This is a genomic window from Pseudomonas sp. GL-R-26, from assembly GCF_019947365.1.
In the GTDB taxonomy this organism is placed as follows: domain Bacteria; phylum Pseudomonadota; class Gammaproteobacteria; order Pseudomonadales; family Pseudomonadaceae; genus Aquipseudomonas.
Genome location: NZ_JAGYGI010000021.1, coordinates 66169 through 90849 on the forward strand (window position 1 = coordinate 66169; position 24681 = coordinate 90849).

Genomic DNA, 24681 nt, shown 5'->3' on the forward strand with positions numbered 1-24681 from the left:
GTGGCCGCCATGTTGCAAGTCAGCGTTTATCGTTACAACCCTGATCAGGACGCCGCGCCGTTCATGCAGGAATTCCAGGTTGATACCGGTGGTAAAGACCTGATGGTGCTGGACGTGCTGGCCCTGATCAAAGAGCAGGACGAGGGTTTCTCCTATCGTCGCTCTTGCCGTGAAGGTGTTTGCGGTTCCGACGGCATGAACATCAACGGCAAAAACGGCCTGGCGTGCGTCACGCCGCTGTCCGCTGTCGTAAAAGGTAACAAGTTGATCGTTCGTCCTCTGCCAGGTTTGCCGGTTATCCGTGACCTGGTCGTCGATATGAGCATCTTCTACAAGCAATACGAAAAGGTTAAGCCATACCTGCAGAACGACACGCCGGCTCCGGCCATCGAGCGTCTGCAGTCCCCTGAAGAGCGTGAAAAGCTGGACGGTCTGTACGAGTGCATCCTGTGCGCTTGCTGCTCGACTTCCTGCCCATCCTTCTGGTGGAACCCGGACAAGTTCCTGGGTCCAGCTGCCCTGCTGCAAGCGTACCGCTTCCTGGCAGACAGCCGTGACACCAAGACGTCCGAGCGTCTGGCTTCGCTGGATGACCCGTTCAGCGTATTCCGCTGCCGCGGGATCATGAACTGCGTCAACGTATGTCCGAAAGGCCTGAACCCGACTAAGGCCATCGGTCACATCCGTAACATGTTGCTCTCAAGCGGCGTGTGATTCGGCTGCTGTACCCGTTGTACCCGTAGATGCTGCGGCGCAGGCTTCAACCGGCGCCGTAGTTTTAACCTGAGCAGCAGCTTAAAAGGCTGCGGCTCTTATTTTGAAGAAATGAGACAAGCAGGGGCATCCGGGCTGGTACCCGGACTATCAGTGTGATCCTAGTGGCTTGTTTTGGTCGCTGCATTCGGACTTCTGCAAGTTTGCTCGGTGTCGACACCGGTGGTGTTCCCCTAACCGAGGGTGACCAAGCATGCAAGAAAGCGTGATGCAGCGCATGTGGAACAGTGCCTACCTATCCGGTAGTAACGCTGCCTATGTGGAAGAGCTTTACGAGCTCTACCTGCACGACCCTAACGCTGTGCCAGAAGAGTGGCGCACCTACTTCCAGAAGTTGCCTGCTGACGGCAACTCTGCCACCGATGTTTCGCACTCCACAATTCGCGATCATTTCGTCTTGCTGGCAAAGAACCAGCGCCGCGCCCAACCGGTTTCCGCCGGCAGCGTGAGCAGTGAGCACGAGAAGAAGCAAGTTGAAGTGCTGCGATTGATCCAGGCCTACCGTATGCGTGGCCACCAGGCAGCCCAGCTTGACCCGCTGGGACTGTGGCAGCGTCCTGCACCTGCAGACCTGTCGATCAATCATTACGGCTTGACCAATGCCGATCTTGATACGACCTTCCGTGCCGGCGACCTGTTCATCGGCAAAGAGGAAGCGAGCCTACGCGAAATTCACGAAGCGTTGCAGCAGACATATTGCCGCACCATCGGCGCTGAGTTCACGCACATCACCGATTCCGAGCAGCGCCAGTGGTTCCAGCAGCGTCTGGAAAGCGTGCGCGGTCGTCCGACGTACTCCGCCGACATCAAGAGCCACCTGCTCGAGCGCGTGACCGCCGGCGAAGGCCTGGAAAAATACCTGGGCACCAAATACCCGGGTACCAAGCGTTTCGGTCTGGAAGGCGGCGAAAGCCTGATTCCGATGCTCGACGAGCTGATCCAGCGTTCCGGTTCCTACGGCACCAAGGAAATCGTCATCGGCATGGCCCACCGTGGCCGTCTGAACGTGCTGGTCAACACCTTCGGCAAGAACCCGCGCGAGCTGTTCGACGAGTTCGAAGGCAAGAAGAAGGTCGAGCTGGGTTCTGGTGACGTGAAATACCACCAGGGCTTCTCGTCCAACGTGATGACTTCCGGCGGTGAAGTTCACCTGGCCATGGCGTTCAACCCGTCCCACCTGGAAATCGTTTCCCCGGTGGTCGAGGGTTCGGTTCGCGCCCGTCAGGACCGTCGTAACGATCCGACCGGCGAGAAGGTTCTGCCGATCTCCATCCACGGTGACGCTGCATTCGCAGGTCAGGGCGTGGTCATGGAAACCTTCCAGATGTCGCAGACCCGCGGTTTCAAGACCGGCGGTACCGTGCACATCGTGATCAACAACCAGGTCGGTTTTACCATCAGCAACCCGCTGGACTCGCGTTCCACCGAGTACGCGACCGACGTTGCGAAAATGATCCAGGCGCCGATCCTCCATGTGAATGGTGATGATCCGGAAGCCGTATTGTTCGTGACCCAGCTGGCCATCGACTACCGCATGCAGTTCAAGCGTGACGTGGTGATCGACCTGGTCTGCTACCGTCGTCGCGGCCACAACGAGGCCGACGAGCCTAGCGGTACCCAGCCTCTGATGTATCAGAAGATCACCAAGCAGCGCACCACCCGTGAGCTGTATGCCGATCGTCTGACCCAGGGCGGTGTGCTGGACGCAGAGCGTGTTCAGGCGAAAGTCGACGAATACCGCAATGCGCTGGACAACGGTCTGCACGTAGTGAAAAGCCTGGTCAAAGAGCCGAACAAAGAGTTGTTCGTGGACTGGCGTCCGTATCTGGGCCACGCCTGGACCGCGCGTCACGACACTCGCTTCGACCTCAAGACCTTGCAGGAACTGTCCGCCAAGCTGCTGGAAATCCCGGAAGGCTTCGTGGTTCAGCGCCAGGTTGCCAAGATCTACGAAGACCGCCAGAAGATGCAAGCCGGCGGCCTGCCGATCAACTGGGGTTACGCCGAAACCATGGCGTACGCGACCCTGGCGTTCGAAGGTCACCCGATTCGCATGACTGGCCAGGACATCGGCCGCGGTACGTTCTCGCACCGCCATGCTGTCCTGCACAACCAGAAGGACGCGGGCACCTACATCCCGCTGCAGAACCTGTACGACGGTCAGCCGCGTTTCGACCTGTACGACTCGTTCCTGTCCGAAGAGGCGGTACTGGCGTTCGAATACGGTTACTCGACCACCACGCCTGATGCGCTGGTGATCTGGGAAGCCCAGTTCGGCGACTTCGCCAACGGTGCCCAGGTAGTTATCGACCAGTTCATCACCAGTGGCGAGCACAAGTGGGGCCGTCTGTGCGGTCTGACCATGTTGCTGCCGCACGGTTACGAAGGTCAGGGGCCGGAGCACTCCTCGGCGCGTCTGGAGCGTTACCTACAGCTGTGCGCCGAGCACAACATTCAGGTAGCCGTGCCGACTACGCCGGCACAGATCTATCATTTGCTGCGTCGTCAGGTGATTCGCCCGCTGCGCAAGCCTTTGATCGTTCTGACACCGAAGTCGCTGTTGCGCCACAAGCTGGCCATCTCGACGCTGGAAGATCTGGCTGAAGGTTCGTTCCAGACCGTCATCCCGGAAATCGATGCCCAAGACCCGAAAAAGGTCGAGCGCGTTGTTCTGTGTAGCGGCAAGGTCTACTACGACCTGCTGGAAAAACGCCGTGCCGAAGGTCGTGACGACATCGCTGTCGTGCGTATCGAGCAGCTGTACCCATTCCCTGAGGACGACTTGAAAGAAGTCCTGGCGCCTTACACCAACGTCAAAGCTGCCGTTTGGTGTCAGGAAGAGCCGATGAACCAGGGTGCGTGGTACTGCAGCCAACACCACATGCGTCGCAGCATCAGCAACCTCAACAAGTCTCTCGTACTCGAGTACGCGGGCCGTGAGGCTTCTGCTGCACCAGCATGCGGTTACGCATCGATGCACGCCGAACAGCAGGAAAAACTGCTGCAAGACGCCTTTACTGTTTAACGCCTTCGCGCACCTGAAACCGAATTTAAGGAACCACAGACAATGGCTATCGAGATCAAAGCCCCCACTTTCCCGGAATCGGTTGCCGATGGCACCGTTGCCACCTGGCACAAACAACCGGGCGACGCGGTCAAGCGCGACGAACTGATCGTCGACATCGAAACCGACAAAGTCGTGCTGGAAGTGTTGGCTACTGCTGACGGCGTGCTGGGCGCTATCGTCAAGAACGAAGGCGAAACCGTTCTGTCCGACGAAGTCCTGGGCTCCATCGTTGAAGGCGGCGCCGCTGCCGCTGCTCCAGCCGCTGCTGCTCCGGCCGCTGCTACCGCTGCTCCAGCTGCCGGTGCTGACGAAGACGCTATCGCAGCTCCAGCTGCTCGCAAGCTGGCCGAAGAAAACGGCATCAACCTGGCTTCCGTCAAAGGCACCGGCAAAGATGGTCGTGTAACCAAGGAAGACGTGGTTGCCGCTGTCGAAGCCAAGAAAGCTGCTCCGGCTGCCGCACCTGCCAAGGCTGCTGCTCCGGCTGCCGCTGCTCCTGTGTTTGCTGCCGGCGATCGCATCGAGAAGCGCGTACCGATGACCCGCGTTCGTGCCACCGTGGCCAAGCGTCTGGTTGAAGCTCAATCGAACATGGCGATGCTGACCACTTTCAACGAAGTCGACATGACCGAAGTCATGGCCCTGCGTTCGAAGTACAAGGACCTGTTCGAGAAGTCCCACAACGGCGTGCGCCTGGGCTTCATGTCGTTCTTCGTGAAAGCGGCCACCGAAGCGCTGAAACGCTTCCCGGCTGTCAACGCGTCGATCGACGGCGGCGACATCGTTTACCACGGCTACGCTGACGTCGGCGTTGCAGTTTCCAGCGATCGCGGCCTGGTTGTACCGGTTCTGCGTAACGCCGAACTGATGAGCCTGGCTGAAATCGAAGGCGGCATCGCCACCTTCGGCAAGAAAGCCCGCGACGGCAAACTGTCGATGGACGAAATGACCGGTGGTACTTTCACCATCACCAACGGTGGTACTTTCGGTTCGATGATGTCGACCCCGATCGTCAACCCGCCACAAGCAGCCATCCTGGGCATGCACAACATCATCCAGCGTCCGATGGCCATCAACGGTCAGGTCGTTATCCGTCCGATGATGTACCTGGCACTGTCCTACGATCACCGTCTGATCGATGGCAAAGAAGCTGTGACCTTCCTGGTGACCATCAAGAACCTGCTGGAAGATCCGGCTCGTCTTCTTCTGGATATCTAAAAAGCAGCGGCAAGCTGCAAGCTGCAAGCCCCAAGCTCAAAGCGAGCGAGCGGGCTTCATGCTTGCAGCTTGCGGCTTGTAGCTTGTTGCTAAAAGGAACCTTTTATGACTCAGAAATTTGACGTAGTAGTGATCGGCGCCGGCCCTGGCGGCTATGTGGCTGCCATCAAGGCCGCTCAGCTTGGTCTTTCGACGGCCTGCATCGAGAAGTACACCGACAAGGAAGGCAAACTGGCTCTGGGCGGTACTTGCCTGAACGTCGGCTGCATTCCATCCAAGGCGCTGCTGGACAGCTCCTGGAAGTACAAGGAAGCCAAAGAAGGCTTCGCGATCCACGGTATCAATCACGCTGGCGTGACCATGGACGTGCCAGCGATGGTCGGCCGTAAAGCCAACATCGTCAAAGGCCTGACCTCCGGCGTTGCGACCCTGTTCAAAGCCAACGGTGTGACCTCGATCCAGGGTCACGGCAAGCTGCTGGCCGGCAAGAAAGTCGAAGTCACCAAGCCAGACGGCTCGGTAGAAATCATCGAAGCCGAAAACGTCATCCTGGCTCCAGGTTCGCGTCCGATCGACATTCCGCCAGCTCCGGTTGACCAGAATGTGATCGTCGACTCGACTGGCGCCCTGGAATTCCAATCCGTTCCCAAGCGTCTGGGCGTGATCGGCGCTGGCGTGATCGGTCTGGAACTGGGTTCGGTCTGGTCGCGTCTGGGTGCAGAAGTGACTGTGCTGGAAGCCCTGGACACCTTCCTGATGGCAGCGGATACCGCTGTTTCCAAGGAAGCGCTGAAAACCCTGACCAAACAGGGTCTGGACATCAAGCTGGGCGCTCGCGTAACCGGTTCCAAAGTGAACGGCGACGAAGTCGTTGTTAACTACACCGATGCCAAGGGCGAACAGAACATCACTTTCGACAAGCTGATCGTAGCCGTTGGTCGCCGTCCGGTGACCACTGATCTGCTGGCTGCCGACTGCGGCGTGACCCTGGACGAGCGCGGTTTCGTGCACGTTGACGATCACTGCGCCACCACCGTACCGGGCGTCTACGCCATCGGCGACGTGGTTCGCGGCATGATGCTGGCGCACAAGGCCTCGGAAGAGGGCATCATGGTTGTCGAGCGCATCAAGGGCCACAAGGCCCAGATGAACTATGACCTGATCCCTTCGGTTATTTATACTCACCCGGAAATCGCGTGGGTGGGTAAAACCGAGCAGGCCTTGAAAGCTGAAGGCGTTGAAGTTAACGTCGGCACCTTCCCGTTCGCAGCCTCTGGCCGTGCCATGGCTGCCAACGACACCGGTGGTTTCGTCAAGGTCATCGCAGATGCCAAGACAGACCGCGTACTGGGCGTCCACGTGATTGGCCCAAGCGCTGCAGAACTGGTTCAGCAGGGCGCGATCGGTATGGAGTTCGGCACCAGCGCTGAAGACCTGGGCATGATGGTTTTCTCCCATCCGACCCTGTCTGAAGCCTTGCACGAAGCTGCTCTGGCAGTGAATGGCGGCGCCATTCATATCGCCAACCGCAAGAAGCGTTAAGACATAATAAGAAACCACGGCGGTTTGGCCCGTCGTGAGCCTTGCATGCAAGACTCACCGCGGAATATCCGCTGGACGCAGTCTTGCATAGCTGCACCGGGTATCCGGAAAGGCTATGCAAGCAGCAGTCACAGGTGGTGCGGCACTTGAATGAGTGCAGCACCGAATGCGCAGTACCTAACGAAGACGGTAAAAAGCATGAATCTTCACGAGTATCAGGGTAAGCAGCTGTTCGCTGAGTACGGCCTGCCAGTTTCCACCGGTTACGCGGTAGACACCCCGGAAGCAGCAGCAGAAGCTTGCGACAAAATCGGCGGCAGCGAGTGGGTTGTCAAAGCCCAGGTCCACGCCGGTGGTCGCGGTAAAGCGGGCGGCGTAAAGCTGGTTCGCAGCAAAGAAGACGCCAAAGCCTTCGCACAGCAGTGGCTGGGCAAGCGTCTGGTGACTTACCAGACTGACGCCAATGGCCAGCCAGTCACCAAGATCCTGGTTGAATCGTGCACTGATATCGCTAAAGAGCTGTACCTGGGCGCTGTCGTTGACCGTTCGAGCCGTCGCATCGTGTTCATGGCTTCCACCGAAGGTGGCGTGGACATCGAGAAAATCGCTCACGACACTCCAGAAAAAATTCTGAAGGCCACTATCGATCCACTGGTTGGCGCTCAGCCATTCCAGGGTCGCGAGCTGGCATTCCAGTTGGGCCTGGAAGGCAAGCAAGTTGCCCAGTTCGCCAAGATCTTCGTAGGTCTGGCCAAACTGTTCAAGGATCACGACCTGGCCCTGCTGGAAGTGAACCCACTGGTGATCAAGGCTGACGGCGATCTGCACTGCCTCGATGCCAAGATCAACATCGACGCCAACGCCATGTACCGTCAGCCTAAGCTGAAGACTTTCCACGATCCGTCGCAGGACGATCCGCGCGAAGCGCACGCTGCCAAGTTCGAACTGAACTACGTAGCGCTGGAAGGCAACATCGGTTGCATGGTCAACGGTGCTGGCCTGGCCATGGGTACCATGGACATCGTCAACCTGCATGGCGGCAAGCCAGCCAACTTCCTCGACGTAGGTGGTGGCGCTACCAAAGAACGCGTAACTGAAGCGTTCAAGATCATCCTGTCCGACACTAACGTCGCTGCAGTACTGGTCAACATCTTCGGCGGCATCGTTCGTTGCGACATGATTGCCGAAGGCATCATCGGCGCTGTGAAAGAAGTCGGCGTGAAAATCCCGGTTGTTGTTCGCCTTGAAGGCAACAACGCTGAGCTGGGCGCTAAAGTACTGGCAGAAAGCGGTTTGAACATTATCGCTGCTACCAGCCTGACCGACGCTGCTCAACAAGTTGTCAAAGCTGCGGAGGGCAAATAATGAGCGTCCTGATCAATAAAGACACCAAAGTTATCTGCCAGGGTATTACCGGTTCGCAAGGTAGTTTCCACACCCAGCAAGCCATCGAGTACGGCACCAAGATGGTTGGTGGTGTAACTCCAGGCAAAGGCGGCACCGAGCACCTGGGCCTGCCAGTGTTCAACACCGTGAAAGACGCTGTAGCTGCCACTGGCGCCACCGCCAGCGTGATCTACGTTCCGGCTCCTTTCTGCAAAGACTCGATCCTGGAAGCTGCCTTCGGCGGCATCAAGCTGATCGTGTGCATCACCGAAGGCATTCCTACCCTGGACATGCTGGACGCTAAAGTTAAGTGCGACGAGCTGGGCGTAGTCCTGATCGGCCCTAACTGCCCAGGCGTGATCACCCCAGGCGAATGCAAGATCGGCATCATGCCAGGTCACATTCACTTGCCAGGCAAGGTCGGTATCGTTTCCCGTTCCGGCACCCTGACCTACGAAGCTGTGAAGCAGACTACTGACGCCGGTTTCGGTCAGTCGACTTGCGTCGGCATCGGTGGTGACCCGATCCCGGGTTCGAACTTCATCGACATCCTGAAGCTGTTCCAGGAAGACCCGAAGACCGAAGCGATCGTGATGATCGGTGAGATCGGCGGTTCGGCTGAAGAAGAAGCGGCTGCCTACATCAAGGCACACGTGACCAAGCCGGTTGTTTCCTACATCGCTGGTGTGACTGCTCCTCCGGGCAAGCGCATGGGCCATGCTGGCGCAATCATCTCTGGCGGCAAAGGCACTGCAGACGAGAAATTCGCTGCTCTGCAAGACGCAGGCGTTAAAACCGTGCGTTCGCTGGCAGACATCGGCAAGGCCCTGGCCGAGCTGACTGGTTGGGCTGTCAAGTAAGCCTCGTGCTTGGCTGACGCTTCACCAGACAAAGGCCACCTTCGGGTGGCCTTTGTCGTTTCCGGGGTTTCAGTTGTCCGCAGGGCTTTTGTGGCGAGGGGGCTCGTCGGACCGCCGCATCGCCCCGTTGGGTTGCGAAACGACCCCAAAAACCTGCAATCGCGTGATGTCAGGCGAACCGCGTTTGCCTGATTGACGACTGCTGCGCAGTCGAACGGGGGCAAGCCCCCTCGCCACAGAGGTCCGCGTAAATAAATTAGATATGTAAACGCGACACAAAAATGTCGTGCATCGGAATGTTCGCCCTCTAACAGTGCGTTTCTGATCCAAATTCGTTAGGCTACTCGCCATTTTTGCGTCTGCGGCCCACAAGGCGGCAACGCGCTAAAAGGGTCGGTCTTATACGGACTGACAGCATTTCCCTCACCCATAGGGAAATCCCTCTCTAAATTCCGATTCAGTAGTGTGGTATTTCCTTAATGAAAGTGTTGAAAGGCCAGGACATCCTGGCACTTGGTTTTATGACGTTTGCCCTGTTCGTCGGGGCTGGCAACATCATCTTCCCGCCTATCGTCGGTTTGCAGTCCGGGCCTAATGTCTGGATGGCGGCGATGGGTTTCCTGGTCACGGCAGTTGGTCTGCCGGTGATCACCGTTGTGGCGCTGGCCAAGGTCGGCGGTGCAATGGATGCCTTGAGCAGCCCGATCGGTAAAGTCGCCGGTGGCCTGCTGGCAGCGGCTTGCTACCTCGCTGTTGGCCCGCTGTTCGCGACGCCACGTACCGCGACGGTATCTTTCGAAGTGGGCCTGGCGCCGCTGACCGGGGAGAGCCCGTTGGCGCTGTTCCTCTACAGTTCGGTGTACTTCCTGCTGGTGTTCTTCATCTCGCTGTATCCAGGCCGTTTGCTGGATACCGTAGGGCGCTTCCTCGCGCCGCTGAAGATCATTGCCCTGGCCGTGCTGGGCATTGCAGCATTCGCCTTGCCGGCCGGTGACATTGGCCAAGCCACGCCTGAATACGTGGCGGCGCCGTTTTCCCAAGGCTTCATCAATGGTTACCTGACCATGGATACCCTGGGCGCCCTGGTGTTCGGCATCGTAATCGTCAACGCCATCCGTTCCCGCGGCGTTGAGTCGCCAGCATTGATCACCCGTTATGCGATCATCGCCGGCCTGATCGCCGGTGTCGGCCTGGCGCTGGTGTATGTCAGCCTGTTCCGTCTCGGTTCGGGCAGCCATGAAGTGGCCGCTGGCGCTACCAATGGCGCGGCGGTATTGCACGCTTACGTGCAGCACACCTTCGGTTCGCTGGGTAGCGGCTTCCTTGCCGTGCTGATCTCCTTGGCGTGCCTGGTGACCGCGGTCGGCCTGACCTGTGCCTGCGCCGAGTACTTCAGTCGTGTGGTGCCGCTGTCCTACAAGACACTGGTGATCATCCTCGCTGCGTTCTCGCTGCTGGTGTCCAACCTGGGCCTCACCAAGCTGATTGCGTTCTCGATCCCGGTGCTCACCGCGATCTACCCACCGTGCATCGTCCTGGTGGCGTTGAGCTTCTGCAAGGACTTCTGGCATGAGCAGGGTCGTATCCTCGGCCCGGTCATGCTGGTGTCGCTCATCTTCGGTCTGATCGACGCCCTCAAGGGTGCAGGCCTGGCGGACTGGATGCCGACGCAAATGGCCCACCTGCCGCTGAGCGAGCAGGGCCTGGCCTGGCTGGTGCCATCGGTGATGACACTGGTGGTCGCGGTGGTTTGCGATCGCCTGCTGGGCAAACGCGCCGAAGCCTTGGCTTAAGTCGCTTCGAGGCTCGCCACAAGCGGGTCTTGAGCAGAAACAGAAATGCCCCGTATCAATCGATACGGGGCATTTTTTTGTGAGGGATGCGGTGTCTTTTCCGTTGAGCTAACGTCGAAGCACTGCAACACCCTTTGTGGGAGCGAGCTCCCACAGGGTCTGTGTAATCCGCATTTACATCACAAGGACCTGCATGTCGTTCATCCAAGCCAACCTGATCCACATTCTTGCCGCCGTCTGGTTCGTTATCTGCTGGGGCGGGTACACCCGCTATGCCACATGGAAAGGCCGTGACACCGCGTGCCTGGCCAGTGTGCTGCACCTGTATCGTGAAGACTGGATGCGCCGCATGCTGCTGCGCGACAACCGCATCGCCGATGCCAGCGTGATCGGCAATCTGGAGCGTAATGCTTCGTTCTTCGCCTCCAGTACGCTGATTATCCTGGCCGGCATTCTCACGGTGCTCGGGGCTTCGGAGCGGGCGGTATCGTTGCTGGCGGATATCCCGATGGTGCAACAGGCGTCCCAGGGCATGTCGGAAATCAAGTTGCTGTGCCTGGCGCTGGTGTTTGTCTATGCGTTCTTCACGTTCAGCTGGTGCATGCGCCAGTACAACTTTGCGGCGGTACTGGTGGGTTCGGCGCCGATGGTCGGCGAGCGCCATGTGTCGGAGCAGGAACGCAAGGCGTTCGCTTTACGCGCCGCCCGCGTCATCTCCATGGCTGCCAACCAGTTCAACTTCGGGCTGCGTTCCTACTACTTCGGTATGACCATGCTGGCCTGGTTCGTCAGCCCATGGCTGTTCATGTTGATGAGTGCCGGCGTCGTGTTCGTGTTGTACCACCGCGAGTTTCATTCCGACGTACTCGACGTGATGGTCTATACCCCTACAGAGGCGCCGTTGCCGGAGGTAATCAAAGAGGCTGCTTGATGAGTATTCCATTCTGGTGCGTGTTTATCAGTGCGGTGTTGATTTATCTGGCACGAATGCCCGTGACCAGGGCCATGAAAGAGCAGGGTGGTTACGATAACCACCTGCCGCGCCAACAGCAGATGCAACTCACAGGCCTGGGTGCCCGCGCGCTGGCGGCGCATCAGAATAGTTTCGAAGCCTTCATATTGTTCGCTGTGGGTGTGTTGATGGCGCATACCACGCAGACGGCGGGCTGGCTGATCGACGGCCTGGCGATCATCTTCGTGATCACGCGGGTTATTTACCTGGTGTGTTACTGGAAGGACTTGGCCTGGCAGCGCAGTCTGGTTTGGCTGGTGGGATTAATTTGTTCGCTGTTGTTGATGATTAGTCCGACTTTTCGAACGATTTTGCTCTAACCGATTTTTTCAAGGTAAAAGAAAACCCGCACTTGGCGGGTTTTCTTTTGCCACTCTAAAAACCGTATTAGTTCTTAGGTGCTTCCGGAGCGGCCGGAGCGGCTGGAGCGGCCGGAGCAGCCTGATCTTTGGCGGCTTCGGCGTTTTCTTTCGCCGCGTCGTTCACTTTATCCTGAGCTTCGTTCATTTTTTGCTGGGCTTGCTCAGCATGTTGGTTAGCATCTTGAGCTTTGTCCTCGGATTTTTTATCGCAGGCAGCGAGACCGAGGGAAGCGGTCAACATCAAGGCAATAGCTAAAGTCTTACGCATGGGGTGTTTCTCCTGATGAAAAGCATCTACTGGCATTAAGAGCCCAGGCATCAGGGTTAAGTTCCTTAAGTCTTTCAGATATATAAGTTTGTTCTAGTGCGGAACTTTTACCCGGACCGCCACCGCACTGCACGGACATTAACAAGAGTTTTTATCAAATGGCTGAAAACCCCGTTTTTGAGCGTGCGATGCGCTTTCTGTCGGCGCTGCGACATTGTCAGGTACTTGGACTAAGCGTTCACAGCGCCAGCAGCGAAGGGCTGACGATTATGCTGCCGTACAGCCCGCAGATCGTCGGCAATCCGCAAACCGGCGTGATTCATGGCGGGGCGCTGACCTCGCTGATGGACACCGCCTGTGGCATGGCGACGCTCTGCGTGCTCCCGGAATTCGAGGTCTGCCCGACCCTCGACCTGCGCATCGACTACATGCACGCCGCCGAGCCACATAAAGATGTCTACGGCTTTGCCCAGTGCTATCGGGTCACCACCGATGTGATTTTTGCCCGTGGCTTCGCCTATCAGGATGACCCTGGGCAACCGATTGCCCATGTGATGGGCACTTTCATGCGCATGGGCAAGGGCATCAAGGGCATCAAGGGCTTTGGTGGCGCGGTTGCCGGAGGTGCGCAATGAGCGAGTCGCTGAAGGACCAATTGCAAAAGGCCCACGAGCAGGGCGATTACGCCTCGCTGCTGGATTTGATTCCCTATGCCCGGCTGATCGGCGTCGAATGTTCACGGGTGGGAGATGAGTTGCTGTTCAAGCTGCCAGCGAACAAGGACAACATCGGTAACCCTTTGTTGCCGGCGATTCATGGCGGTGTGATCGCCGGTTTCATGGAGTTGGCCGCGGCGCTGCACCTGTTGGTGTTCACCGGATCGCCCGGGGTGCCGAAGATCATCGACTTCTCCCTGGATTACCTGCGAGCCGGGCAGTTTCGCGATACCTGGGCCCGATGCCAGGTCTGGCGCCAGGGTCGGCGGGTCGCCAATGTGGCGATTACCGCCTGGCAAAGCACCGAAGCCGAACCCATTGCCACGGCCCGTGCACATTTCAAACTCGAAGAGCCCTTGAAATCCTGAACTCAGCCCCAAACTCTGAGGACAACCCGCCGTCGACCCTCAAGGTCGCGGCTTATGCCATCTGATTGGAGTTTGATGACCATGAGTGTGGAAACTCAAAAGGAAACCCTGGGCTTCCAGACCGAGGTGAAGCAGCTGCTGCACCTCATGATCCATTCGCTGTATTCCAACAAGGAAATTTTCCTTCGCGAATTGATCTCGAACGCCTCTGACGCTGTCGACAAATTACGTTTCGAAGCCCTGGCCAAGCCCGAGCTGCTGGAAGGTGGCGCCGAACTGAAAATCCGCGTTAGCTTCGACAAGGACGCTAAAACCGTCACCCTCGAAGACAACGGTATCGGCATGAGCCGCGAAGACGCGATCACCCACCTGGGGACCATCGCCAAGTCCGGCACCGCCGATTTCATGAAGCATCTGAGCGGCGACCAGAAGAAAGACTCGCACCTGATCGGCCAGTTCGGTGTCGGTTTCTACTCCGCATTCATCGTCGCTGACAAAGTCGATGTGTACAGCCGTCGTGCCGGCAGCGCTGCCAGCGAAGGCGTGCACTGGTCGTCCAAGGGCGAAGGCGATTTCGAAGTTGCGACCATCGACAAGGCCGAACGCGGCACTCGCATCGTCCTGCACCTGAAATCCGGTGAAGACGAGTTCGCCGACGGCTGGCGCCTGCGCAACATCATCAAGAAGTACTCCGACCATATCGCCTTGCCGATCGAGCTGCCGAAAGAAGTGGCCGCTGCCGAAGGCGAAGAGCAGCCGGCCGTTGAGTGGGAAACCGTCAACCGCGCCAGCGCCCTGTGGACCCGTCCGCGTACCGAGATCAAGGACGAGGAATACCAGGAGTTCTACAAGCACATCGCTCACGATTTCGAAAACCCGCTGAGCTGGAGCCACAACAAGGTCGAAGGCAAGCTCGAATACAGCTCGCTGCTGTACGTGCCGACCCGTGCGCCGTTCGACCTGTACCAGCGTGAAGCGCCGAAAGGCCTGAAGCTGTACGTGCAGCGCGTGTTCGTCATGGATCAGGCCGAGTCCTTCCTGCCGCTGTACCTGCGCTTCATCAAAGGCGTGGTCGATTCCAACGACCTGTCGCTGAACGTGTCGCGGGAAATCCTGCAGAAAGACCCGATCATCGACTCGATGAAGTCCGCGCTGACCAAACGCGTCCTGGACATGCTGGAAAAACTGGCGAAGAACGAGCCTGAGCAATACAAGGGCTTCTGGAAAAACTTCGGTCAGGTCATGAAAGAAGGCCCGGCAGAAGATTTCGCCAACAAGGAAAAAATCGCCGGCCTGCTGCGTTTTGCTTCGACCAATGGCGACGATGGCGAGCAGGTTGTTGGCCTGACCGAGTACCTGGCGCGCGCCAAGGAAGGTCAGGACAAGATCTACTACCTGACCGGCGAAACCTACGCTCAGGTCAAGAACAGCCCGCACCTGGAAGTCTTCCGTAAGAAAGGCATCGAAGTGCTGCTGTTGACCGACCGTATCGACGAGTGGCTGATGAGCTACCTCAGCGACTTCGACGGCAAGAGCTTCGTCGACGTGGCGCGCGGTGACCTGGACCTGGGCAACCTGGACTCGGAAGAGGACAAGAAAGCCGCGGAAGAAGTCGCCAAGGCCAAAGAAGGTCTGGTCGAGCGTCTGAAGACCGCCTTGGGTGAATCCGTTGCGGAAGTGCGGGTGTCCCATCGCCTGACCGATTCGCCGGCGATCCTGGCCATCGGCGAGCAGGACCTGGGCTTGCAGATGCGCCAGATCCTGGAAGCGAGCGGCCAGAAGGTTCCGGATTCGAAGCCGATTTTCGAATTCAACCCGGCTCACCCGCTGATCGAGAAGCTCGACAACGAGCAGAGTGACGAGCGCTTCGGCGACCTGTCGCACATCCTCTTCGATCAGGCGGCCCTGGCGGCCGGCGACAGCTTGAAAGACCCGGCGGCCTATGTGCGCCGTCTGAACAAGCTGTTGGTCGAGCTATCGGCCTGACTGTGTTGTAGAAAAACCCGCTTCGGCGGGTTTTTTCATTTCGGTGCTAAAACATCAGGAGTCAGAAATGAGCCAAATCACTGTACGTTCCGTTGCCTATCAGATTGACGGCCAGGCTTACGTAAGCCGTCTGGCCTTCGATGCCGACCATAAAGGCCCGCGCCCGGGTTTGTTGATGGCGCCGAACTGGATGGGCGTCAGTGCCGGTGCCGAGGAGATCGCCAAGTCGGTGGCGTCCAAGGGTTATGTGGTACTGATCGCAGACCTTTACGGTCAATCGGTTCGTCCGACGAACAATGATGAGGCCGGCGCGGCCATGATGCCGTTGAAGAATGACCGCCCATTGCTGCGCAAGCGCATGCAGGTGGCGTTCGAACAGCTGCAAAGCCAGGGTGAAGTGGCTGTCGATACTTCAAAACTGGCCACTTTCGGTTTCTGCTTCGGCGGTTGCTGCGCCCTGGAGTTTGCTCGTACCGGCGCGCCGGTGAAAGCCGCGGTGTCGTTCCACGGCACGCTGGACACACCGAATCCGGCTGATGCGAAAAACATCAAGGGTAAGGTGTTGGTATTGCACGGTGCTTCCGATCCATTGGTGCCGAAGGAGCAGTTGCCGGCGTTCGAAGATGAAATGAACACGGCGGGTGTGGACTGGCAGTTGCTGAGCTACGGCGGTGCGTTCCACTCGTTCACCGACCCGCACGCCAATGTGCCGGGGATGATGATGTACGACGCGAAGGTGGCTGTCCGGGCCTTCACGTCGATGCATAACTTGCTGGATGAAGTGTTCAAGGGCTGATAGCTGGTTTCAGTTCTGGTTAGTCGGTGACTCTACCGGCCCCATCGCGAGCAGGCTCGCTCCTGCAGTTGACCGTGTTCCAATGTGGGAGCGAACCTGCTCGCGAAGACTGACTGATCGGCAATGCATCGCTCAGGGCAATTCGATCCTCTCAACTTCCCCCGGCACCTTCGGCCAGTCCCCGGCCGCCCAACGTCGGCGTGCCTCATCGATAGCAGCCGGATCGCTCGCGACAAAATTCCAGTTGATCCGCCGTGGCCCGTCAAGCGGTGCTCCGCCAAACAACACGGCGTGACTGTCGCTCTCGGCAAACAGGGTCATCTCTTCCCCCGCAGGCAGTACCACCAGCGAGTACGGCTCTATCAGCTCGCCATCCAGCTGCACCTCACCGCTCAACACATACAACGCACGTTCTTCATGCTCGGTGGGGATCAGCAATGTCGTCGCTGTTTGCAGGTGCAGCTCCGCATACAGCGTAGGAGAAAGCACCGGCACTGGCGATTCCAGGCAAAAGCCTGACCCCGCAATCATGCGAATCTTCACCCCCAGGTTTTCGCTGACCGGCAATGTGGAAGCCGGATGGTGGCTGTAATGCCCCGGACCCTGTTCTTTATCCTTGGGTGAAGCCAGCCAGATCTGCAAGCCGTGCATCGTGAAGCCGCTTTCTCTCAGGGCCTCGGGTGTGCGTTCGACGTGGGCGATGGCACTGCCGGCCGTCATCCAACTGACGTCGCCGGTCCCGACCACTTGATCGGAACCGAGACTGTCCTTGTGCTGGATCTGCCCCTGGAACAAGTAGGTGAGGGTGGACAGGCCAATGTGCGGATGCTGGCGGATGTTCATGCCTTTGCCCAGTGGATAACGGGTTTCCAGCATGTGGTCGAAAAACACGAATGGCCCGACGCTGCGGCACTTGGCCGACGGCAGCGGGCGGAGAATCGGCTGGCCTTCGACATCCTCGGTGCGGGGGCGGATCACGAGCGGAGTGTTCATGGTGCGTTCCAGGCTGAGCGGGTAATGCGTTCGAGCATAACCCGCTTGCGCAGCCCTTGCCGCTATTGGCTGAACGCGCCTTCGGACAAATGCGTTTCGATGCTGACTTCAGAGGTGGTCATCAGCTTGTGGATCGGGCAGCGATCGGCCACGCGGTGCAGTTCATCGCGCTGGGCGTCGGTGAGTACGCCCTTGAGGGTCAGTTTGACGTGCAACGCGTACTGGCCTTTCTGTTCCAGGCTGTTGTCGCGCTTGACCTCGACGCCGACACCGGTCAGCGGGATGTCCTTCTTCCTGGCATAAAGCTTCAGGGTCAAGGCTTTGCAGGCACCCAGCGCGGCATCGAAATAATCGTGGGGCTCCGGCGCCGAGCCCTCTCCGCCAGCCGTGACGGGCGCGTCGGCGAAGAGTTCATGGTCATCGATCTGGACGCTGTGGCGCAAACCTTCGGCAGAAACAGTGTTGACAGTAACGGTCATGGGAAACCTCGCAAGCAGCAGGATATTTATTCGATCAAAAAAAGACCTTGAAGGTATAGAGCATGGTGCCGGATGTGCGTTCCGGTTTTCTTGTATCGGTGAGTCTTTTGGCTGAATCGTTACCGTAACAGTAATGGTGTTTTGATATCACGTTTTCGTCTTACGCAAATTTTCAACAGTCCGATACCGTCTAAAGGACCTGCTGCCTGACGCAGCGCTTTTGGAAGGAACCAGGGGAATGAGTATCAGAAGTCTCAATATTGCGCCACGCGCGAGTCTCGGTTTTGGCCTGTTGGCGTTGATGGTTTTTGGCCTGGGGGCGTTCGCCCTGCTGCAAATGTCGAATATGCGGGCGCAGTCCGATCAAATCGATGACAACTGGCTGCCCAGTGTGATGGCGGTCGGTGATATGAGTCAGGACATGTTGCGGCTGCGGGCATTGACCATGCGTTTGCTGATCAATCGCGATCCACAGGCACAGACGCAGAACGTCGGCAAAATCAACGATCTCAAAAGTGTTCTCGACCAGGCCCAACAACGTTATGACAAGTTGATCGCGCTGCCTGAAGAGCGGGTGTTGTTCGATCGCTTCAAGGCTTCCAAGAGCAAATACCTGCAGTTTCAGAGTCAGGTGATGGCCGAGGCTACCCAGGGACGGGTGGAAGAGGCGGCGGCCATTCTCAATGGCGAGATGAATCCGTTGGCCGATGAGATCACGGTCACGCTCAGGGAGCTGGTCGAACTCAACAGGCACAACGCCAATCTGGCGACTGAAGCGGGACGCCTGGTGTTCAACCAGTCGCGAGTCTGGGTCGGGGTGATGATCGGTGTGACAGCGCTGATCACCATTGGCCTGGCACTGCTGCTGACGCGCAGTATCGTGTTGCCGCTGTCACAGTCTTTGAAAGTGGCCGAGGTGGTCGCCGGTGGCGACCTCACCGCAGCCATCAGCATTACAGGCAAGGACGAACCCGCGCGGCTGCTGCACGCGCTCAAGAGCATGCAACAGAGTTTGCGTGAAACCATTCAACGTATATCCGATTCATCCCGTCAATTGGCCTCGGCTTCGGAGGAGCTCAGTTGCGTCACGGAAGACGCCACCCGTGGCCTGCATCAACAGAGTCTGGAAATCGAGCAGGCCGCCACGGCGGTCAACCAGATGACCGCCGCCGTGGAAGAAGTGGCGAGCAATGCCGCCGCAACGTCGCAAGCTTCCCGCGAGTCCGACCGCATTGCCCAGCACGGTCGCGAACAGGTGCATCAGACGGTGCTGTCGATCGAGTCGCTGGCAGAAGATGTCACCACCAATGTGTCTCAGGTCGAAGACCTGGCGCAGAAGGTGTATGGCATCACTACCGTGCTGGACGTGATTCGCGCGATTGCCGAGCAGACCAATCTACTGGCCTTGAACGCGGCCATCGAAGCCGCGCGGGCCGGGGACGCCGGGCGCGGGTTTGCGGTAGTGGCCGATGAGGTGCGGGCTCTGGCGCATCGCACCCAGCAATCGACCCGGGAAATCGAACAGATGATTACCGGTATCCAGCAGGGCACCGATCTGGCTGTCAGCTCGATGCAGCAAAGCAACACCCGGGCGCGCTCGACACTTGAGGCGGCGAAAGCGGCGGGCGTTGCCCTGGAGGATATCGCCTCGGCATTCACCATGATCAATGAGCGCAACATCGTGATTGCCAGTGCCTCGGAGGAGCAGGCAGCGGTGGCGCGGGAGGTGGATCGCAACTTGATGAATATCCGTGACCTGGCGCAACAGAGCTCGGCCGGGGCAAACCAGACCAGTGCGGCGAGTCAGGAGTTGTCGCGCCTGGCGGTGGACCTGAATACCTTGGTGGCGCGGTTTTCGGTCTGAATGACAGACGAAAAAAAGCCCCGCGACTGCGGGGCTTTTCATATCGATCCGGATCAGCTGCCTTTGACTGACTTGCCGTTGACCGTGCCGTCCAGGAGCATGATGTTGTATTCCTTGCCATCGGTTTCGACTTGTTGCAGGCGGACCAGCAGGTAGTCCCAATCCTTGGCGAACCACATCACGGTGATGCGTTTGTTCTGTGTCGGGTCGCGTACACGTTCAACCTTGATCGCATCGATCTTGCCGGCCTTGGTGTCGACCTTTTCAGCGCCCAGCACGCGGAAGTCATAGGTATCGACTTCACTGCCGTCGACCACCTGATAACTCATGCTTTTTTTGCCGGCGGCGACGTCGTGTTGCAGGGCCAGTTGGTAGCTGGATTTGTCGAGCATACCGCGGTTCAGCGGAACCTTGACCGCGTCGCCGCGATCGGTACCGGTGACCATCTTGGTATTCCAGTCGAAATCCAGATCCGATTTCTTGGCCTTGCCCAAGCCGCCACGTTCAAAGTGGTACGACTCTGGAAGAAGCGTGTCCTTGTCCAGGGTCAGGGTGCTTTCCTCGGACAGGCTGGCGATCATCATCGACGCCTTGAAACTCAGTTTCCATTTGCCGTCGCTGGTTTTTTCGAGGCTGCGCTCGGCAGTGCCGCTCATGGGCAGCTGTTTCCAGTCGGCGGTGTAGCTGGCGGAGAAGGGTTGAAGGTCTGCCGCCTGGGCGAAGGGCAAGGCGAGCAGAGCGCAAGCGAAGAGCAGGGCGCGACGCATAAAATCTCCTAGTTTCGAATCAAGTGGCCGCTGGCCGCGAGTAACTGTCCATCCAGTAAAGCACCTTGCTCGCCGAGGGCCAGACGACCTTCGGCAAACCAGCGTACGGCCATCGGGTAGATCAGGTGTTCCTGAACATGAACCCGCTGCGCCAGACTCTGCGGCGAATCCTGTAACTCTACCGGTATTACAGCCTGTACGACCAGTGGTCCGCCATCGAGTTCCTCGGTGACGAAGTGCACGGAGCAGCCGTGCTCGGTGTCGCCGGCCTCCAGCGCGCGCTCATGAGTGTGTAACCCTTTGTATTTGGGTAGCAGCGAGGGATGGATATTGAGCAGGCGACCCTGATAGTGGCGTACGAAACCGGCGCTGAGAATGCGCATGAATCCGGCCAGTACCACGAGTTTGGGATTGAAGGCGTCGATCAGTTCGATCAATGCGGCATCGAAGGCCTCGCGACCTTCGAAAGCCTTGTGATCAAGGGCGCGGGTGTCGATACCCGCGTCCCTGGCGCGTTGCAGGCCGTAGGCGTCGGCGCGGTTGGAAATCACCGCAGCGATGCGGACCGGGCTGTCGCCGGTCCGCGTGCTGTCAATCAGGGCCTGCAAGTTACTGCCGGTGCCGGACAACAGCACCACCACATCACAGGTCTGAGACATCCGCTCTTGCATTAGTGTGCCTTGAGGTTGTTCAGTACAACCGAAGCCGCGCCTTCGGCAGCGGTGGAGATCTGGCCGATGACCCAAGGCTGCTCGCCAGCTTCGCGCAGAACGTTCAGGGCGGCTTCGACGTGCTCCTGAGCCACGCAGATGACCATGCCCACGCCGCAGTTCAGCACGCGGTGCATTTCGTTTTCGTCAACGTTGCCTTTCTCTTGCAGCCAGTCGAACACTGCCGGGCGGGTCCAGCTTGCCACGTCAACCACGGCTTGAGCGCCTTTTGGCAGCACGCGCGGGATGTTGTCCAGCAGGCCGCCACCGGTGATGTGGGCCATGGCTTTGACCGCGCCGGTTTCCTTGATCAGCTTGAGCAGCGGCTTCACGTAGATACGGGTCGGGGCCATCAGCAGGTCGGTCAGCGGCTTGCCGTCGAGCTGGATGTTCTCGATGTCGGCGCCGGACACTTCGATGATCTTGCGGATCAGCGAGTAGCCGTTGGAGTGCGGGCCGGAGGACGGCAGGGCGAGCAGGGCGTCGCCGGCAGCCACTTTGGAACCGTCGATGATTTCGGACTTTTCTACCACGCCGACGCAGAAACCGGCCAGGTCGTAGTCTTCACCTTCGTACATGCCAGGCATTTCAGCGGTTTCGCCGCCGACCAGGGAGCAGCCGGACAGCTCGCAGCCAGCGCCGATGCCGGTCACCACCTGGGCGGCGGTGTCGACGTTCAGTTTGCCGGTGGCATAGTAGTCGAGGAAGAACAGCGGCTCGGCGCCGCAGACGACCAGGTCGTTGACGCACATGGCAACCAGGTCGATGCCGATGCTGTCGTGCTTGTTCAGGTTCAGTGCCAGGCGCAGCTTGGTGCCGACGCCGTCAGTACCGGAAACCAGCACAGGCTGCTTGTAGCCGGCCGGGATTTCGCAGAGGGCGCCGAAACCGCCCAGGCCGCCCATGACTTCCGGGCGCGCAGTGCGCTTGGCGACGCTCTTGATGCGTTCGACCAATGCTTCACCGGCGTCGATGTCTACACCGGCGTCCTTGTAGCTCAGGGAGGGTTGCTTGCTCATGATCCAGGCCTTTAGGGGGGGATTTCTGGGTAACGACCGAGTCCGTCGGGAGCGCCGAAACTGCGTAGGCGAGAACCATGCGCGCTATTCGGACACTACCCGGCTGTTGCCGGTCTGCGAAGGCGCGCGATTTTATCAGGCTTGAGCCGCAGCGGCCATCCTCAGGCCGACAGCAGGGCCATATACGGTCAAAAAAAACCGTTAATGCGCAGTGTTGGTGGCATCCTGCATGGCTGTATAAGGTATCGCGATTAACCGTCTATCGTTATGACAGTGCGAAAACTTACCCGGAGCGTGTGAATGTTTTGCGTCGGGCAACGGTCACAGTCTTGCTCGATCGTCTTCATGCGGTCTGTTCCAGCCGCTCTTGTCGTCAGGAATCTTCCATGCGTTTTTGTAAATTCTTGCTTGTGAGTTGTTTGTCAGTGGTCAGCCTGGTCAGTCAAGCCGAAACCGTCAAAGGCCTTTACCTGGTGCGCGAGCCGGTGAATGGCCAGTCGCCCGAGGAGCGCGATCAGGCGACTCAGCGTGCGTTGGATACACTGGTTTTGCGCCTGACCGGCGACCCCAAGGCCGCTCAAAGTCCGGGGCTGGCGGCGATTCGCAAAGATCCGCAACAGATCATCAGCCAGTACGGCTTTGAGGCCGGGCCGCCGGAAGTCCTGAAGGTCGATTTCGATCCGGGTACCACCGAGCAGGCCTTGCGCCGCGCCGGCCTGGCCATGTGGGGGGCCAATCGGCCGTCGATCCTCGGCTGGTGGTTGAATGATTCCACCGAAGGTTCAAGCCTGGTGGGCGACGGTCAGGCCAGCGCGGCACCGTTGCGTCGGGCTGCCCAGCACCGTGGCTTGCCATTGCGTTTGCCGTTGGCGGATTTGAATGAGCAGATCGTCGCGACCGCGCCGAATCTGGAGGGCGTAGATCCCGCGCCTTTGCAAGCGGCATCGGAACGCTACAACGCCGACGCCCTGCTCGCGGTACACGCCAAGGAAGAGGGCGGGCAGTGGCAAGCCAAGTGGCAATTGTGGCTGGGGGATAAAAAAGAGGCGGGCAGTGTGCAGGGCGCCGATCAGGCCGCCCTGGCCGATGCGGTGATGCTGGCGGTCAATGAACGCCTGGCGCCGCGGTTTGTCGCCAAACCTGGTGCGTCGAGTGAGCAATTGCTGGAAGTGCAAGGTATGAATCTTGAGCACTACGCGTCACTCGGGCGTTTGCTGGAGCCGTTTGGCGGGCGTGTGCAAAGTGTCGAGGGCGACCGGATTCTCTATCGGGTCAATGGCAGCGTCGATCAACTGCGTGCGCAATTGTCTCTGGCGAGGCTGCAGGAAGCGCCGGCGGGTCAGGCCCCGGCCCCGGTAGCGCCCGTTCAGCCAGCCACTGGCGGCGCGGTACCAGTCGCAGCGCCGGCCCCGACACCGCAACTGCGTTATCGCTGGTAGTTTTTTTTCTTTATATAGAAGCAATGGAGTGGTTCATGGCCGATACGCGGCGTTGGTTCTGGCTCGGTGGGGTGGTCCTGCTGTGTGTGTTTGTCTGGTTGTTGCATCCGATCCTGACGCCGTTCCTGGTGGCGCTGCTGTTGGCCTACCTGTTCGACCCGCTGGTGGATCGGCTGGAGAAGGCAGGCTTGTCCCGAACCTGGGGTGTCGTGGCGGTGTTTACCCTGTTTACATTGATCTTCACCGCGCTGCTGTTGGTGTTGGTGCCGTTGCTCGCCAGGCAGTTGTTTCGTTTGTATGAACTGGCCCCGCAGATGCTCGACTGGCTGCAACACACGGCGTTGCCTTGGGCGCAATCGAAGTTCGGCCTGTCGGACGGTTTCTGGAAGTTCGACAAGCTGAAGGCCGCCATCAGCGAGCATATGAGTCAGACCTCTGATGTTGTCGGCGTGGTGCTGAGCCATGCCACGGCCTCGGGGCTGGCGTTGATCGGCTGGCTGGCGAACCTGGTGCTGATTCCGGTGGTGAGCTTCTACCTGTTGCGGGACTGGGACCTGATGATGGCCAAGGTCCGCAGCCTGCTGCCCCGTGACCGTGAAGCGCGCGCGGTGTCGCTGGCGGGTGAATGCCATGAAGTGCTCGGCGCGTTCGTGCGCGGACAGTTGCTGGTGATGGTGGCCTTGGGTGTGATCTACGCAGCAGGCCTGATGCTGGTCGGGTTGGAACTGGGTCTGCTGATAGGCCTGATTGCCGGCCTGGCGGCGATCGTGCCGTACATGGGGTTTATCATCGGCATTGGCGCGGCGCTCATTGCGGGGCTGTTCCAGTTCGGTGGCGATCTTTACCCGATGCTCGGCATTGTCGCGGTGTTCATGGTCGGCCAGGCGCTGGAGGGTATGGTGCTGACCCCCATGCTGGTCGGTGACCGGATTGGCCTGCACCCGGTGGCGGTGATTTTCTCGATCCTGGCCGGTGGTGAACTGTTTGGCTTTACCGGTGTGTTACTGGCATTGCCGGTCGCCGCGGTGATCATGGTGCTGGTGCGGCATGTGCATGATTTGTATAAGGATTCGGAAATCTACGGAGGAGCCGACGAGCCGCAGATGTAAGGGGCGTCAATGGGCGATGGCAGGCTGCCCCGGTTCGTACCAGGTCAGCCTGCTGGCGTCGCCCGACTGTCACATGCACCGCCAAAGAATCTGCCACAAAACCGGTGCATTAACGCAAACCTTTGATTTTGCTTGTGGTCTGTCGCATTGTGC

General features: G+C 58.9%; 22 protein-coding genes. 16 read left to right on the forward strand and 6 right to left on the reverse strand.

All coding sequences use genetic code 11. The features are described from left to right. The first annotated feature begins 9 nt into the window (after window positions 1-9). The 9 genes from KGA96_RS20980 (at window position 10) to KGA96_RS21020 (ending at window position 11972) form a co-directional block, all read left to right on the forward strand. Window positions 10-714 carry a succinate dehydrogenase iron-sulfur subunit gene (locus KGA96_RS20980; RefSeq protein ID WP_008063297.1) on the forward strand — a complete coding sequence of 235 codons (705 nt, stop codon included), beginning with the start codon at window positions 10-12 and terminating at the stop codon, window positions 712-714. A gap of 253 nt (window positions 715-967) precedes the next feature. Further along, on the forward strand, window positions 968-3799 hold the full coding sequence (locus tag KGA96_RS20985) for a 2-oxoglutarate dehydrogenase E1 component (protein ID WP_046037651.1): 2832 nt from the start codon (window positions 968-970) through the stop codon (window positions 3797-3799). 42 nt (window positions 3800-3841) lie between these two features. After that, window positions 3842-5059: a 2-oxoglutarate dehydrogenase complex dihydrolipoyllysine-residue succinyltransferase gene (gene odhB, locus KGA96_RS20990; protein WP_046037650.1), complete on the forward strand. Its 1218-nt coding sequence runs from the start codon at window positions 3842-3844 to the stop codon at window positions 5057-5059. Window positions 5060-5164: 105 nt separating this feature from the next. Then, a complete protein-coding gene (lpdA, locus tag KGA96_RS20995) occupies window positions 5165-6601 on the forward strand; it encodes a dihydrolipoyl dehydrogenase (protein ID WP_046037649.1) in 1437 nt (478 codons plus the stop codon). 198 nt (window positions 6602-6799) lie between these two features. Beyond that, window positions 6800-7966 carry an ADP-forming succinate--CoA ligase subunit beta gene (sucC, locus tag KGA96_RS21000; RefSeq protein WP_007919879.1) on the forward strand — a complete coding sequence of 389 codons (1167 nt, stop codon included), beginning with the start codon at window positions 6800-6802 and terminating at the stop codon, window positions 7964-7966. Then, window positions 7966-8847, forward strand: coding sequence for a succinate--CoA ligase subunit alpha (gene sucD / locus KGA96_RS21005; protein ID WP_007919877.1), 882 nt, complete (start codon window positions 7966-7968; stop codon window positions 8845-8847). The genes sucC and sucD overlap by 1 nt, the downstream gene beginning before the upstream one ends. A gap of 479 nt (window positions 8848-9326) precedes the next feature. Continuing rightward, window positions 9327-10640, forward strand: coding sequence for a branched-chain amino acid transport system II carrier protein (gene brnQ, locus KGA96_RS21010; protein WP_223514842.1), 1314 nt, complete (start codon window positions 9327-9329; stop codon window positions 10638-10640). Between the two features lie 193 nt (window positions 10641-10833). Next, window positions 10834-11571 (forward strand): DUF599 domain-containing protein, encoded by a 738-nt coding sequence (locus tag KGA96_RS21015; protein WP_046037647.1) that lies wholly within the window; start codon window positions 10834-10836, stop codon window positions 11569-11571. After that, window positions 11571-11972 carry an MAPEG family protein gene (locus tag KGA96_RS21020; protein WP_046037646.1) on the forward strand — a complete coding sequence of 134 codons (402 nt, stop codon included), beginning with the start codon at window positions 11571-11573 and terminating at the stop codon, window positions 11970-11972. The genes KGA96_RS21015 and KGA96_RS21020 overlap by 1 nt, the downstream gene beginning before the upstream one ends. A gap of 67 nt (window positions 11973-12039) precedes the next feature. Here KGA96_RS21020 and KGA96_RS21025 read toward each other — a convergent pair whose 3' ends face one another. Beyond that, window positions 12040-12282 carry a hypothetical protein gene (locus KGA96_RS21025; protein ID WP_223514844.1) on the reverse strand — a complete coding sequence of 81 codons (243 nt, stop codon included), beginning with the start codon at window positions 12280-12282 and terminating at the stop codon, window positions 12040-12042. Between the two features lie 158 nt (window positions 12283-12440). Here KGA96_RS21025 and KGA96_RS21030 point away from each other — a divergent pair, with 158 nt between their 5' ends. From KGA96_RS21030 to KGA96_RS21045, 4 genes are all read left to right on the forward strand, one after another. Beyond that, entirely contained in the window at window positions 12441-12917 is a 477-nt protein-coding gene (locus KGA96_RS21030) for a PaaI family thioesterase (protein WP_223514846.1), read from the forward strand. Beyond that, window positions 12914-13366 (forward strand): PaaI family thioesterase, encoded by a 453-nt coding sequence (locus KGA96_RS21035; protein WP_110659453.1) that lies wholly within the window; start codon window positions 12914-12916, stop codon window positions 13364-13366. Before KGA96_RS21030 ends, KGA96_RS21035 begins: the two co-directional genes overlap by 4 nt. An 81-nt stretch (window positions 13367-13447) precedes the next feature. Continuing rightward, window positions 13448-15352 (forward strand): molecular chaperone HtpG, encoded by a 1905-nt coding sequence (htpG, locus tag KGA96_RS21040; protein ID WP_046037762.1) that lies wholly within the window; start codon window positions 13448-13450, stop codon window positions 15350-15352. Window positions 15353-15419: 67 nt separating this feature from the next. Further along, window positions 15420-16148 (forward strand): dienelactone hydrolase family protein, encoded by a 729-nt coding sequence (locus KGA96_RS21045; RefSeq protein ID WP_046037643.1) that lies wholly within the window; start codon window positions 15420-15422, stop codon window positions 16146-16148. A gap of 132 nt (window positions 16149-16280) precedes the next feature. On the opposite strand, the gene KGA96_RS21050 is transcribed toward KGA96_RS21045, so the two are convergent. Then, window positions 16281-17141 carry a pirin family protein gene (locus KGA96_RS21050; RefSeq protein ID WP_223514848.1) on the reverse strand — a complete coding sequence of 287 codons (861 nt, stop codon included), beginning with the start codon at window positions 17139-17141 and terminating at the stop codon, window positions 16281-16283. Between the two features lie 62 nt (window positions 17142-17203). Next, complete coding sequence (locus KGA96_RS21055; RefSeq protein ID WP_046037641.1) at window positions 17204-17620, reverse strand: OsmC family protein; 417 nt, start codon at window positions 17618-17620, stop codon at window positions 17204-17206. A gap of 238 nt (window positions 17621-17858) precedes the next feature. Between KGA96_RS21055 and KGA96_RS21060 the strand changes: the two genes are divergently transcribed. Beyond that, window positions 17859-19484: a methyl-accepting chemotaxis protein gene (locus tag KGA96_RS21060; RefSeq protein WP_223514850.1), complete on the forward strand. Its 1626-nt coding sequence runs from the start codon at window positions 17859-17861 to the stop codon at window positions 19482-19484. 53 nt (window positions 19485-19537) lie between these two features. Here KGA96_RS21060 and KGA96_RS21065 read toward each other — a convergent pair whose 3' ends face one another. The 3 genes from KGA96_RS21065 to purM are packed head-to-tail and all read right to left on the reverse strand — an operon-like array spanning window position 19538 to window position 21980. Then, entirely contained in the window at window positions 19538-20251 is a 714-nt protein-coding gene (locus KGA96_RS21065; RefSeq protein ID WP_046037639.1) for a DUF3108 domain-containing protein, read from the reverse strand. 8 nt (window positions 20252-20259) lie between these two features. Then, entirely contained in the window at window positions 20260-20910 is a 651-nt protein-coding gene (purN, locus tag KGA96_RS21070) for a phosphoribosylglycinamide formyltransferase (RefSeq protein WP_223467155.1), read from the reverse strand. Window positions 20911-20921: 11 nt separating this feature from the next. After that, complete coding sequence (gene purM / locus KGA96_RS21075) at window positions 20922-21980, reverse strand: phosphoribosylformylglycinamidine cyclo-ligase (RefSeq protein ID WP_046037638.1); 1059 nt, start codon at window positions 21978-21980, stop codon at window positions 20922-20924. 386 nt (window positions 21981-22366) lie between these two features. On the opposite strand from purM, the gene KGA96_RS21080 reads away from it, so the two are divergent. After that, window positions 22367-23419: a DUF2066 domain-containing protein gene (locus KGA96_RS21080; protein WP_046037637.1), complete on the forward strand. Its 1053-nt coding sequence runs from the start codon at window positions 22367-22369 to the stop codon at window positions 23417-23419. A gap of 35 nt (window positions 23420-23454) precedes the next feature. Continuing rightward, window positions 23455-24528, forward strand: coding sequence for an AI-2E family transporter (locus tag KGA96_RS21085; RefSeq protein ID WP_223514852.1), 1074 nt, complete (start codon window positions 23455-23457; stop codon window positions 24526-24528). The last annotated feature ends 153 nt before the right edge of the window (window positions 24529-24681 follow it).

Excerpts from the sequence above, each read along its gene's own strand:
- purN (WP_223467155.1), bottom strand. The coding sequence starts at position 20,910 with ATGTCTCAGACCTGTGATGTGGTGGTGCTGTTGTCCGGCACCGGCAGT.
- purM (WP_046037638.1), bottom strand. The coding sequence starts at position 21,980 with ATGAGCAAGCAACCCTCCCTGAGCTACAAGGACGCCGGTGTAGACATC.
- KGA96_RS21055 (WP_046037641.1), bottom strand. The coding sequence starts at position 17,620 with ATGACCGTTACTGTCAACACTGTTTCTGCCGAAGGTTTGCGCCACAGC.
- KGA96_RS21065 (WP_046037639.1), bottom strand. The coding sequence starts at position 20,251 with ATGCGTCGCGCCCTGCTCTTCGCTTGCGCTCTGCTCGCCTTGCCCTTC.
- KGA96_RS21030 (WP_223514846.1), top strand. The coding sequence starts at position 12,441 with ATGGCTGAAAACCCCGTTTTTGAGCGTGCGATGCGCTTTCTGTCGGCG.
- odhB (WP_046037650.1), top strand. The coding sequence starts at position 3,842 with ATGGCTATCGAGATCAAAGCCCCCACTTTCCCGGAATCGGTTGCCGAT.
- KGA96_RS21050 (WP_223514848.1), bottom strand. The coding sequence starts at position 17,141 with ATGAACACTCCGCTCGTGATCCGCCCCCGCACCGAGGATGTCGAAGGC.
- KGA96_RS21080 (WP_046037637.1), top strand. The coding sequence starts at position 22,367 with ATGCGTTTTTGTAAATTCTTGCTTGTGAGTTGTTTGTCAGTGGTCAGC.
- KGA96_RS21015 (WP_046037647.1), top strand. The coding sequence starts at position 10,834 with ATGTCGTTCATCCAAGCCAACCTGATCCACATTCTTGCCGCCGTCTGG.
- KGA96_RS21045 (WP_046037643.1), top strand. The coding sequence starts at position 15,420 with ATGAGCCAAATCACTGTACGTTCCGTTGCCTATCAGATTGACGGCCAG.
- KGA96_RS21085 (WP_223514852.1), top strand. The coding sequence starts at position 23,455 with ATGGCCGATACGCGGCGTTGGTTCTGGCTCGGTGGGGTGGTCCTGCTG.
- KGA96_RS20980 (WP_008063297.1), top strand. The coding sequence starts at position 10 with ATGTTGCAAGTCAGCGTTTATCGTTACAACCCTGATCAGGACGCCGCG.
- sucC (WP_007919879.1), top strand. The coding sequence starts at position 6,800 with ATGAATCTTCACGAGTATCAGGGTAAGCAGCTGTTCGCTGAGTACGGC.
- KGA96_RS21020 (WP_046037646.1), top strand. The coding sequence starts at position 11,571 with ATGAGTATTCCATTCTGGTGCGTGTTTATCAGTGCGGTGTTGATTTAT.
- lpdA (WP_046037649.1), top strand. The coding sequence starts at position 5,165 with ATGACTCAGAAATTTGACGTAGTAGTGATCGGCGCCGGCCCTGGCGGC.
- KGA96_RS20985 (WP_046037651.1), top strand. The coding sequence starts at position 968 with ATGCAAGAAAGCGTGATGCAGCGCATGTGGAACAGTGCCTACCTATCC.
- KGA96_RS21025 (WP_223514844.1), bottom strand. The coding sequence starts at position 12,282 with ATGCGTAAGACTTTAGCTATTGCCTTGATGTTGACCGCTTCCCTCGGT.
- KGA96_RS21035 (WP_110659453.1), top strand. The coding sequence starts at position 12,914 with ATGAGCGAGTCGCTGAAGGACCAATTGCAAAAGGCCCACGAGCAGGGC.
- htpG (WP_046037762.1), top strand. The coding sequence starts at position 13,448 with ATGAGTGTGGAAACTCAAAAGGAAACCCTGGGCTTCCAGACCGAGGTG.
- brnQ (WP_223514842.1), top strand. The coding sequence starts at position 9,327 with ATGAAAGTGTTGAAAGGCCAGGACATCCTGGCACTTGGTTTTATGACG.
- sucD (WP_007919877.1), top strand. The coding sequence starts at position 7,966 with ATGAGCGTCCTGATCAATAAAGACACCAAAGTTATCTGCCAGGGTATT.
- KGA96_RS21060 (WP_223514850.1), top strand. The coding sequence starts at position 17,859 with ATGAGTATCAGAAGTCTCAATATTGCGCCACGCGCGAGTCTCGGTTTT.